The organism is Pseudoalteromonas sp. Z1A6, assembly GCF_011378745.1.
Taxonomy (GTDB): Bacteria; Pseudomonadota; Gammaproteobacteria; order Enterobacterales; family Alteromonadaceae; genus Pseudoalteromonas; species Pseudoalteromonas arctica.
Map to the genome: position 1 here is coordinate 1 of NZ_WTKW01000121.1, position 11,486 is coordinate 11,486.

At 38.5% G+C, this 11,486-nt stretch carries 9 protein-coding genes; 5 read left to right on the forward strand and 4 right to left on the reverse strand.

The window, feature by feature from the left end; all coding sequences use genetic code 11:
- Window positions 1–79: 79 nt before the first annotated feature.
- Genes gyrB through dnaA form a run of 4 tightly spaced genes read right to left on the reverse strand, consistent with a single transcriptional unit; the run spans window position 80 to window position 6,134 of the window.
- Window positions 80–2,506, reverse strand: a complete 2,427-nt coding sequence (gene gyrB, locus GQR46_RS09540) for a DNA topoisomerase (ATP-hydrolyzing) subunit B (protein ID WP_008172005.1) — start codon at window positions 2,504–2,506, stop codon at window positions 80–82.
- A gap of 12 nt (window positions 2,507–2,518) precedes the next feature.
- Window positions 2,519–3,613 carry a DNA replication/repair protein RecF gene (recF, locus tag GQR46_RS09545; RefSeq protein ID WP_008138030.1) on the reverse strand — a complete coding sequence of 365 codons (1,095 nt, stop codon included), beginning with the start codon at window positions 3,611–3,613 and terminating at the stop codon, window positions 2,519–2,521.
- A gap of 15 nt (window positions 3,614–3,628) precedes the next feature.
- Window positions 3,629–4,732 carry a DNA polymerase III subunit beta gene (gene dnaN, locus GQR46_RS09550; protein ID WP_024599960.1) on the reverse strand — a complete coding sequence of 368 codons (1,104 nt, stop codon included), beginning with the start codon at window positions 4,730–4,732 and terminating at the stop codon, window positions 3,629–3,631.
- Window positions 4,733–4,745: 13 nt separating this feature from the next.
- Entirely contained in the window at window positions 4,746–6,134 is a 1,389-nt protein-coding gene (gene dnaA / locus GQR46_RS09555) for a chromosomal replication initiator protein DnaA (RefSeq protein WP_010555148.1), read from the reverse strand.
- 518 nt (window positions 6,135–6,652) lie between these two features.
- On the opposite strand from dnaA, the gene rpmH reads away from it, so the two are divergent.
- The 5 genes from rpmH (at window position 6,653) to mnmE (ending at window position 10,768) form a co-directional block, all read left to right on the forward strand.
- Window positions 6,653–6,787, forward strand: coding sequence for a 50S ribosomal protein L34 (rpmH, locus tag GQR46_RS09560; protein WP_004335215.1), 135 nt, complete (start codon window positions 6,653–6,655; stop codon window positions 6,785–6,787).
- Between the two features lie 7 nt (window positions 6,788–6,794).
- Complete coding sequence (gene rnpA / locus GQR46_RS09565) at window positions 6,795–7,220, forward strand: ribonuclease P protein component (RefSeq protein WP_165740808.1); 426 nt, start codon at window positions 6,795–6,797, stop codon at window positions 7,218–7,220.
- Between the two features lie 126 nt (window positions 7,221–7,346).
- Complete coding sequence (gene yidD, locus GQR46_RS09570; protein WP_165729274.1) at window positions 7,347–7,622, forward strand: membrane protein insertion efficiency factor YidD; 276 nt, start codon at window positions 7,347–7,349, stop codon at window positions 7,620–7,622.
- 8 nt (window positions 7,623–7,630) lie between these two features.
- Entirely contained in the window at window positions 7,631–9,268 is a 1,638-nt protein-coding gene (gene yidC, locus GQR46_RS09575; RefSeq protein ID WP_165740809.1) for a membrane protein insertase YidC, read from the forward strand.
- Window positions 9,269–9,403: 135 nt separating this feature from the next.
- Window positions 9,404–10,768, forward strand: coding sequence for a tRNA uridine-5-carboxymethylaminomethyl(34) synthesis GTPase MnmE (mnmE, locus tag GQR46_RS09580; RefSeq protein ID WP_007584209.1), 1,365 nt, complete (start codon window positions 9,404–9,406; stop codon window positions 10,766–10,768).
- Window positions 10,769–11,486: the final 718 nt, after the last annotated feature.

Below are 11,486 nucleotides of genomic sequence, written 5' to 3' on the forward strand. Positions count from 1 at the left end.
TTTGGATCGGTCAACCGGTCATTTTCTTAACTGATCGGCATTAGCCATTAGGCTCCTTTTTCTATGTAAGCAATATTTTTTACACGTCTAAGTTAACTACACGTAGTGCGTTCTTTTCAATAAACTCACGACGAGGCTCTACTTGGTCACCCATTAAGGTCGCAAATAATTGATCCGCGCCAACAGCATCTTCGATCGTTACTTGTAACATACGGCGAGCACTAGGATCCATTGTGGTCTCCCAAAGCTGGCTTGGGTTCATTTCGCCCAGTCCTTTATAGCGTTGAATATAGATCCCGCGCTTCGATTCTGTGATCAACCATTCCAAAGCATCCACAAAGTTATCAACAGGTTTTGTTTTCTCACCACGTTGAATATATGCACCTTCGCTAAGGATGTTTGCGATGTTAGTACCAGTCACAGCAATGCGTTGGTAGTCACGTGACGCAATAAAGTCATAATGAAGTACGTGTGCTTTATCTACACCGTGCTGACGAATATTCACAACCGGGTAATACATATTACGCTCAGCATCATGCTCTGTACCAGCATGGAAAATAGTCGCATCTTCATCACGTGCAATCAGGTCGTCAACCAACACTTTAGTCCAAGCAATTACTTTAGCTTCATCTGAAAGGTCATCAGTTTTCAATTCTGTTTGATAAATTAAGCGTTCCATTACCGTGTTAGGGTATTTACGCTTTAAACGCTCAATTACTTTAACTGTGTTTTGATAATCGTGAACGATTTCTTCTAGTGCTTCACCTTCAAGAGCTGGTGCATCTGTACTTGCATACAACGCTGCACCATTAAGAGCAAGCGATGTTAGGTATTCAACTAATGCAGGGTCATCTTTAATATAACGCTCTTGCTTACCTTTTTTCACTTTATAAAGTGGTGGTTGAGCAATGTAAATATAGCCGCGTTCTACAATTTCAGGCATTTGGCGATAGAAGAATGTTAATAGTAACGTACGAATGTGAGAACCATCCACGTCCGCATCGGTCATGATTATAATGCGATGGTAACGTAATTTCTCAGGATTATATTCGTCACGACCAATACCACACCCTAATGCAGTAATTAGTGTTGCTACTTCTTGCGAAGATAACATTTTATCAAAACGTGCTTTTTCTACGTTTAAGATTTTACCTTTAAGCGGAAGAATAGCTTGGTTTTTACGGTTACGTCCCTGCTTGGCTGATCCGCCAGCAGAGTCCCCTTCCACTATATATAGTTCAGATTGGGCAGGATCTTTTTCTTGGCAATCAGCTAGCTTACCAGGTAAGCCTGCTAAGTCCATTGCACCTTTACGACGTGTCATTTCACGGGCTTTACGCGCCGCTTCACGAGCACGTGAGGCATCAATAATCTTACCTACAACAATTTTGGCATCAGTTGGGTTTTCTAATAAAAACTCAGTGAATTTTTCAGCCATTGCTTGTTCAACTGCAGACTTAACTTCACTTGAAACAAGCTTGTCTTTAGTTTGCGATGAGAACTTAGGATCAGGAACTTTAACACTAACAACAGCCGTTAAGCCTTCACGGGCATCATCACCGGTAGCATTGCTGGTTGTTTTAGCTTTTTTGTTAAAGCCTTCTTTTTCCATGTAGTTATTAAGTGTACGTGTTAGCGCTGATCTAAAACCGGCTAAGTGAGTACCACCATCACGTTGTGGAATATTATTTGTGAAACAGTAAATGTTTTCTTGGTATGCATCATTCCACTGCATTGATACTTCAACGCTAATACCATCTTCTTCACGTTCGTGAGTAAAATGGAATACACCTTTATGTATAGGTGTTTTATTACGGTTTAAGTATTCAACGAAAGCTTGAATACCGCCTTCGTATTTAAAGTGGTCAGATTTATTTTCTTCACGTTCATCATTTAAAATGATGCTCACACCTGAATTTAGGAATGAAAGCTCGCGTAAACGCTTAGCTAAAATTTCGTAATGAAAATCTAAGTTTGTGAATGTTTCACCACTTGGCCAAAAACGTAGTTCTGTACCAGTCGTGTCCGATTCACCAATAACAGCTAAAGGTGCATCTGGAACACCCATAGTGTAAAACTGTTCATGAAGTTTACCTTCACGGCGAACTGTAAGTTTTAGTTTTTCTGAAAGTGCATTTACAACAGAAACACCAACACCGTGTAAGCCACCAGATACTTTATAAGAGTTATCATCAAACTTACCACCGGCATGAAGTACCGTCATAATAACTTCGGCTGCTGATACGCCTTCTTCTTCATGAATAGAAGTTGGGATACCACGACCGTTATCTCGTACTGAGACAGAACCGTCTAAGTGAATCGTTACGTAAATATCATCACAATGACCTGCTAAGGCTTCATCGATCGAGTTATCAACGACCTCAAACACCATGTGGTGTAAGCCTGTGCCATCATCGGTGTCCCCAATATACATTCCAGGACGCTTTCTTACTGCGTCTAATCCTTTAAGTACTTTAATACTCGACGAGTCATAATTCTCAGACATGGTTAATCCCACTTATCTTGTTATTAGGTTGCCATGTTTCACGTGGAACATTTGTAGTTCTCGTTGCATGGGTTCCACCACAGCAGAAATACTTTCAGACAAAATTGAAGAGATAAAAATTTGAGAACTGCAGTGAGCAAGTAATTGTCCCACTTTCTCTTTTGTATCTTCGCCTAACTCTGAAGGTAGATCATCTATTAGCAATATAGATTGCTTATCTGTCTCTGACTCAATTAAGCTATTTTGCGTAACTTTTAACGCATATAATAGTAACTTCAATTGACCGCGTGAGAATGTATTCTCCACGCTGTTGCCAGCGACACTAAAACTAAAATCGGCCTTATGAGGGCCTTTACTTGTAAACCCTTGGCGAGCATCTCGCTCAAAGTTTTGCTCTAACGCATCTGCAAGAGATTCGGTCTCTTTCCAGCCTGCGTTAAAGGTCATTTCTAAATCACGTACAAGCGTTAATTCTGCACACATTTTATCAAAAAACTGCTGCTTAAACCTACTTATATACGCCAATCTTAATTTATTTATTTCTTCAGCCAGTCTAACAAATTCTTTGTCCCAAAACTTAATTTGGTCAAAATAATTCTTGGGCTTAGTTTTTAACAATGCATTACGTTGTTTAAGTACTTTATTAAACGATTGCCATAAAAAAAAGAACTCATGTTCCACGTGGAACAAACCTAAATCTAAAAACTTTCTGCGCTCTTTAGGCCCACCAAAAAATAAAGAATAGCTCTCTGGTGTAATAATTTGCACTGGCATGAGTTGAGCTAGTTCGGATATTTTACGGCTCGCCTTACCTTGAATTTTTAAATTAGTTTCACCCGTTTGGGTTTTACTAATACCAATTGGAATAGATAAGTCGTGTATTGTTTTGCGTCCGTGAATTACAAACTGCTCTTGCTGATGCGCGATAATACTTTTGTGTTTTGGAGTACGAAAAGATTTGCCGTGAGAAAGGTAATAGATAGCCTCTAAAAGGCTGGTTTTTCCGCTGCCATTTTCACCATATATTATATTAACGCCGTTAACTGGTTCTAGCGTCAGCGCCTCAATATTACGAAAATATTTGAGGCTCAAATGACTTAAGCTCATTATGTATTTATAGTCTTATAAACGCATAGGCATAACAACGTACATTGCTTCTTCATCGCCTGCACCTTCAATTAATGCACTGCTGTTTGAGTCGGCTAATGTAAATAGTACGTCTTCTGTTTTTAATGTGTTTAGTACGTCTAATACGTAAGACACGTTAAACCCTATTTCTAGGTCTGCGCCTTCGTAACTTACTTCAACAACTTCTTCAGCTTGTTCTTGCTCTGGGTTGTTGGCCGTAATTTTTAATAAGCCGTTTGATAAGTTTAAGCGTACACCACGAAACTTTTCATTCGATAAAATAGACACACGTTGAAACGCATTTCGTAACCATTCTCGGTTAGCTGTAATTACTTTGTCGCCACCACGTGGTAATACACGACGGTAATCTGGAAAACGTCCATCAACTAGTTTACTTGTAAATGTAAACTCAAGATCGATAATACGAATATGGTTGGCACCAAACTGAATTGTTACCAATTCGTCATCTGCTACCATAAGGCGCATAATTTCTTGCACACCTTTGCGAGGTATAATTAATTGGCGTTGAGTATTAAGCGATTGCGTTAATTGCTTTTGCGCTATAGCTAAACGGTGACCATCTGTTGCTACTGTTTTTATATCGGTATTATCTACTTCAAACGACATACCATTTAAGTAATAACGTACATCTTGATTTGCCATAGAAAAATGCGTGCTTTCGAGTAACTTACGTAACTCTAAACGAGTAAGTTGAAATTCAACTTCTCCGTCCCACTCTTCTAAATTAGGAAAATCATCAGCCGATAAAGTCGTTAATGAAAAACGGCTTTTACCACTGGTCAAAAGTAATTGATGCTCTTGCAAGCTTAAAGTAATGTCCGAACCGTCTGGTAGACTTTTACAAATATCGAGTAACTTTTTAGCGGGTAACGTTAGTTTTGTATCGGCAATATCATCACCTACAAATACGCCAGAAACTAATTCAATTTCAAGGTCAGTACCCGTCATTGAAAGTTGTCCGTTTTCTACCACTAACAAAACGTTAGATAAAATTGGCAACGTGTGTTTGCGCTCTATTGCGCCAGACACTTGCACCAATGGCTTTAAAAATTGTTGTCTTGATATTGTTATTTGCATAATAAAGTCAGCCCTAAGATGACAATGTTCTTATTAAGTTTTGGTAATCTTCTTTAATTTCGTGGCTTTCGTCACGTAGTGATTTTATCTTACGACATGCATGTAATACGGTCGTATGATCGCGTCCACCAAATGCGTCACCAATCTCAGGTAAGCTGTGATTAGTTAATTCTTTAGATAATGCCATAGCTACTTGGCGCGGCCTCGCTATAGAGCGGCTGCGGCGCTTAGATAACAGATCTGATATACGAATTCGATAGTACTCAGCAACGGTGCGCTGAATATTGTCTATGGTAACCAGTTTATCTTGCAAGGCAAGTAAATCGCGTAGCGCTTCTTTTACAAAATCAATAGAAATTGGACGACCCGTAAAGTTAGCATTAGCAATTACACGGTTAAGTGCACCTTCTAATTCACGTACGTTCGAACGTAATTTTTTGGCAATAAAAAAGGCAACTTCGTGTGGTAAGTTAATCTTACTTTGCTGGGCTTTTTTCATCAAAATAGCAACGCGCGTTTCAAGCTCTGGTGGCTCTATCGCAATTGTTAATCCCCAACCAAAACGTGATTTAAGCCTATCTTCAACGCCTTCAATCTCTTTAGGGTAACGGTCAGAGGTTAAAATAATTTGTTGGTTACCTTCGAGCAATGCATTAAAGGTATGAAAAAATTCTTCTTGTGAACGCTCTTTGTTAGCAAAAAATTGAATATCATCAATCATTAATGCATCAACACTGCGGTAATAACGCTTAAATTCTTCTATCGCATTATTTTGAAGTGCCTTTACCATGTCTTGAACAAAGCGTTCTGAATGCATGTAAACAATTTTAGCATCTGGCTTATTTGCCATAATGCCATTACCTACCGCATGTAATAAGTGAGTTTTACCTAAACCTGTGCCACCGTATATAAATACAGGGTTAAAAGCAGAGCCAGGATTGTCGGCAACCTGTGTGGCCGCAGCTTTTGCTAATTGGTTTGATTTACCTTCAACAAAGCTATCAAAAGTATAGTTTTCTTTAATGTTAGATTTGTAACCTGACTTAGGTGCAGGTTCAACAACTGGCTTTTGCTCGCGAGGCTGTTGTTTTGCTGAAGCGTGTGCACTTGGTGCCGATTGAGTTTCTATAACCGGTGCAGCTTGTGCATTTAATAAAGGTTTACTACCTACATCAAAACGTAGTTTTGGGGCTTCAACACCACAAATTTCTACTAGTAATTCGTTAATTCTATTTAGGTACTTTTCTCTCACCCAATCAAGCACAAAGCGATTAGGTGCATAAATCGTCAAGGTATCTTCGGTACTTTCTGCTTGTAGCGGTCTTACCCACATACTGAATTGCTGCGAAGGCAGCTCATCTTGCAATACATATAAACAACTTTGCCAAACCGACAGATACACAGTTAAACTCCCAGAGATATAATTTTTATTCCCGCACATCATTAATGATTATAAATCATACATTTATTGCGTTCAAATGGTCCAATAAGCGACCCAAGACCGCGTATTATGAAGGCACTTTATCCACAAGTAAAAGATTGATTTTTGTAAAATTGTTGATATCGATGTATAAAATCATTAACAAACTGATTTAAAACAGTTTTTATTTTAGATCCTGAGAGGAGATCATAACAAAATAACACCAAGATCGCGAACCAAATTTACGATCCAATTTACTTTTCCCCCGCTTTTATTCACTTTTTATACAGGGGCTGTGGAAAACTTCTTATTTATGATGATCCTAACCGATCGCCTTATATGATCTCTTATATAGTAGTAGGTGGGTTATATACCCTTAACGTAATTATGATTGACTTTACATTACTTACTCTATAATATCTCGCGCTCGCAATGGCACCTATGCCAGGATCGCGACCTGTATAGGATGTTTTAACTTTAACCGATCGGATGAGATTGTTATGAAAAGAACTTTTCAACCTAGCGTTTTAAAACGCAAACGTGCACACGGCTTCCGTGCTCGCATGGCAACTGTAAATGGCCGTAAAGTATTAGCACGTCGCCGCGCTAAAGGCCGCAAAGTTCTTTCTGCTTAATTTATAAGTGGAAGACTTTAGCTTTGGCAGGGAGTTACGTCTGTTAACTCCCTCGCATTACTCTCGCATATTTAATGAACCCGCTCGGGCTGCAACTCCTTTCTTTACTCTATTAGCTAAACCAAATGACCAAGATAAACCTCGGTTAGGTCTTACTGTTGCTAAAAAACGTGTAAAAAAGGCATGCCAACGAAACCGTATTAAACGTCTTGCTCGCGAAAGTTTTCGTTTAAATCAACACAGCATCGATAATATTGATATTGTGCTTATGGTTAAAAATGGTATTGATGAGCAGTCTAATGAAGAGATAACCAAACAGCTTACTAAATTATGGCGAAAAATTAACGAACGCTGTAAACCAGGTGCACCTAAACCACCACCTTTTAAAAAACGCCCAAACAAATCAGCTAAATCCAACAAACAAACCCAATAGCAATAGAATTGCAGGGTTAATTAATGTATCTTTAGCTCACCTTTTAATCATGCATTTAAATTTTCTAATTGAGTCTTTAAATACATGATATCTATCTCACTAAACTTAAGTAGGGGCATAAACATCATGAGGTTACTTAAACCACTTGTTGCTTTACCGAGGTTTTGTTTAGTGTTATTTATCCGCGGTTATCAAAAGTGGATTAGCCCGCTGTTAGGTCCGCATTGTCGTTTTAATCCAAGCTGCTCACATTATGCAATTCAAGCAATTAATTTGCATGGATTTATAAAAGGTAGTTGGTTAGCTTTAAAACGCATATTAAAATGCCATCCTTTACATTCAGGTGGAGAAGACCCCGTCCCTGAAAAATTAACCCATATTAACCACCAACACGAGAAATAAGAGCTGTTATGGAATCGCAACGCACGTTTTTATTAATTGGCCTAATGCTAGTGTCGTTTTTATTGTTCCAAGAATGGGATAATGATTACAACAAGCCTAAAGTCGATCCAAGTGCCACAACACAAACATTACAAGCAAATTCACCAGAGTCGGATGATTATATTCCTTCATCATCAGATTCAGGTTTACCCGCTTCAGCAACTTTAGCTAAACGTTCTGTAATTAATATCACTACTGACGTTTTTAAAGTTAAAATTGACACCAAAGGCGGTGATATTGTTGAAGCAGATCTTCTTCAGTATGAAGATACCAAAGGTAGCGACACACCTTATATGCTTCTTGGTGAGCTTATTGAAGGTAGACAATACTTTTCACAAAGTGGCTTAATTGGCTTAAATGGCCCTGATGCATCTGCTAATGGTCGCCCTACTTATAGTACCGAACAAAAAACATATACCTTAACGGGTGATGTGCTTCGCGTTCCACTTCAGTTTACTGATAGTAATGGTGTTAACTTTACTAAGACGTACGTATTCAAAAAAGGTCAATATGATGTTGGTTTAGAATACAAAGTTAACAATACAACAAGCACACCACTTCAAGTACAGCTATACACGCAAATTAAGCGTACCGTACAAGAAAAAGGCAGCATGGTTGATCAAAACTATTTAGGTGCTGCATACGGTACTGATGAAGAACCTTACGAAAAGTATAGTTTTTCAGATATGGCTGACAAAAACCTAAATAAAAGTACACAAGGTGGTTATGTTGCCTTTATTCAGCATTACTTTGTAAGTGCTTGGGTTCCAATGCAAGATCAATCAAATACAATTTATAGCTTAATTACAAAAAGTAATGCCGCTATTATTGGTGCTAAAGACCCTGCTGTAAATATTCAAGCTGGTAGTGAGCAAATACTAACTGCTACTTATTATATGGGCCCGAAAGAGTCAGATATTCTTGAAGCTATTCACCCAGACCTAGACCTAACTGTAGATTACGGTTGGTTATGGTTTATTTCGCAACCTTTATTTGTATTGCTAAAATGGCTACACAGCATTTTAGGTAACTGGGGTGTAGCAATTATTGCCATCACTATTATCGTAAAATCGTTAATGTACCCACTTACTAAAGCGCAATACACTTCAATGGCAAAAATGCGTGCCCTACAGCCTAAAATGGCAGCCCTTAAAGAAAAGTTTGGTGATGACCGTCAAAAGTTCGGCCAAGCAACAATGGAAATGTACAAAAAAGAAAAAGTTAACCCAATGGGTGGCTGTTTCCCTATTTTGCTACAAATGCCAATTTTCTTAGCCTTGTTCTACGTATTCTTAGAGTCTACTGAACTTCGCCATGCTGAATTCATTTTTTGGTTAACTGACCTTTCTGCACAAGACCCGTACTACGTACTACCAATATTATTTGGTGCGAGTATGTTTGTGACGCAAAAGCTACAACCTATGACGGTTACTGATCCAATGCAGCAAAAAATGATGACCTTTATGCCGGTTATCTTCTCTGTATTCTTCTTATGGTTCCCATCTGGTTTAGTTCTTTACTGGTTAGTGTCTAACCTTATTTCTATTGTCCAGATGTTAATCATCTACCGTGGCATGGAAAAGAAAGGAATTAAAGTAAGAGGCTAACTAAGCTCCTACTTATATAAAGGCGACTTCGGTCGCCTTTTTTATTGCCTGTTTTTCACCACAGCTATTCGCTACAAATAAATCGATAGGTTACAATACGGGCATAAAGTTACTCATCGTTGGCAAATTAATAGCATGATCAATCAAGATACAATTGCAGCACAAGCAACAGCACCTGGACGTGGTGGTGTTGGTATTATTCGCGTTTCAGGTAGCCTTGCTAAAAGTGTCGCTGAAAAAGTAGTAGGTAAAATACCTAAAGTTCGCTACGCCGATTATGTGCCATTTAAAAGCCTTGCTGGCGAGCAACTTGATCAAGGTATTGCCATTTACTTTGCAGGTCCTAACTCATTTACTGGTGAAGACGTACTTGAATTACAAGGCCACGGCGGTCCTGTAGTACTGGATATGTTACTTAAAGAAATTAGTAAAATAGAGGGCGTTCGTTTAGCAAAGCCTGGTGAGTTCTCAGAGCGCGCATTTATGAATGACAAGCTTGATTTAACACAAGCAGAAGCCATCGCCGACTTAATTAATGCTACCAGCGAGCAAGCCGCTAAAAGCGCCCTACAGTCTCTCCAAGGTGAATTTTCTAAACACATAGAAACACTCGTAGAAAAAGTAATTCACTTACGTATGTATGTAGAAGCGGCAATAGATTTTCCTGATGAAGAAATTGATTTTTTATCCGATGGTAAAGTGTCAGGAGACTTAGACGCGATTATTACTCAGCTTAACACTGTAACCAACCAAGCCAAGCAAGGCAGCATCATGCGCGAAGGTATGCGTGTTGTTATTGCAGGTCGCCCTAATGCGGGTAAATCAAGCCTGCTTAACGCTCTAGCCGGTCGTGAAGCCGCAATCGTAACAGAAATAGCCGGTACCACTCGCGACGTACTAAGAGAGCATATACATATAGACGGTATGCCACTGCATATTATAGATACAGCAGGCCTACGTGAAAGCCCAGACAGAGTAGAACAAATAGGTATTGAGCGTGCATGGGATGAAATAAACCAAGCCGACCGCGTTTTATTTATGCTTGATGGCACTGACACTATAGATACTGACCCGCACAAAATTTGGCCTGAATTTATGGCAAAATTACCAGAAGGTATGGGGGTTACGGTCATCAGAAATAAAGCTGATTTATCGGGCGACATAGTCGGAATGGAGCAAGAGCAACAATACCCGGTAATCAGCTTAAGTGCTAAAAATGCTGACGGTATTGAACTTGTTCGCGAGCATTTAAAAGCGTGTATAGGCTTTCAAGGCGCAACAGAAGGTGGCTTTATGGCGCGCCGTCGTCATTTAGATGCACTAGAAAGTGCTGCGTATCATTTAGAAACGGGTAAAACACAATTAGAAATGCACATTGCTGGTGAAATACTCGCTGAAGAACTGCGTTTAACACAGCAGTATTTGAATGAAATAACCGGTGAATTTACCTCAGACGACCTACTTGGCAAAATATTTAGCTCGTTTTGTATTGGTAAATAAACACCCTATTACAGATATATTTTTATTATAAGAGCACTTAGGTGCTCTTTTTTTATGTAAAATATTCAGCTGTAAAATATGTATTTGTACACCTGATGCCTGCAAATTACTGCCAATAAAATCATATCTAAAACTACCTTTGTTACGTGCTAAGAGAGGTCAGATTATATAGATTACACAATAATAAGAATGCTTATTGGGGGAATTAATAGCACAAATTACACCTATTATTAAGACTAAAACCAATGCCTTTTCAAACAACCGCGCGCTTTAATAGCGTTATATGTCATACAAAAAGTAGTTATAAATGGCTTCCTTATACTTACTTTAGCTCACAAAAATGCACTAAAGCACACCTCATACACGCAAAAAATGATGCTATTCGCTCAATTAAAGAGCTAAAAAACACTGATTAGTACTCTAAAAAGCTTACTTTTGACAACATATAATTTGATAATCACTGTGATTTTTAAATAAAATAACTCAACTGCTAAGTATTCAAAACTTTTGATCTGCTTACTCCACCAGCAAAATTAATAAAAATAGCAGCTCTAAATTCGCATAAAATTAAAAATACCGAGATCACTTATCCACAATACCTAATTTTCAGCTCAAATAAATACCAAAACTAGGTAAATCAGCTGCAAAAACCTCATGATCAATTGTAATTTATCTATTTATGAACTTATTTTTAATTAATTTCATTAGATCTCCTTTA

Bases quoted from the DNA above. Each gene is read 5' to 3' on its own strand.
- mnmE (WP_007584209.1), top strand. From the start codon at position 9,404: ATGATCAATCAAGATACAATTGCAGCACAAGCAACAGCACCTGGACGT.
- recF (WP_008138030.1), bottom strand. From the start codon at position 3,613: ATGAGCTTAAGTCATTTGAGCCTCAAATATTTTCGTAATATTGAGGCG.
- dnaN (WP_024599960.1), bottom strand. From the start codon at position 4,732: ATGCAAATAACAATATCAAGACAACAATTTTTAAAGCCATTGGTGCAA.
- yidC (WP_165740809.1), top strand. From the start codon at position 7,631: ATGGAATCGCAACGCACGTTTTTATTAATTGGCCTAATGCTAGTGTCG.
- yidD (WP_165729274.1), top strand. From the start codon at position 7,347: ATGAGGTTACTTAAACCACTTGTTGCTTTACCGAGGTTTTGTTTAGTG.
- gyrB (WP_008172005.1), bottom strand. From the start codon at position 2,506: ATGTCTGAGAATTATGACTCGTCGAGTATTAAAGTACTTAAAGGATTA.
- rpmH (WP_004335215.1), top strand. From the start codon at position 6,653: ATGAAAAGAACTTTTCAACCTAGCGTTTTAAAACGCAAACGTGCACAC.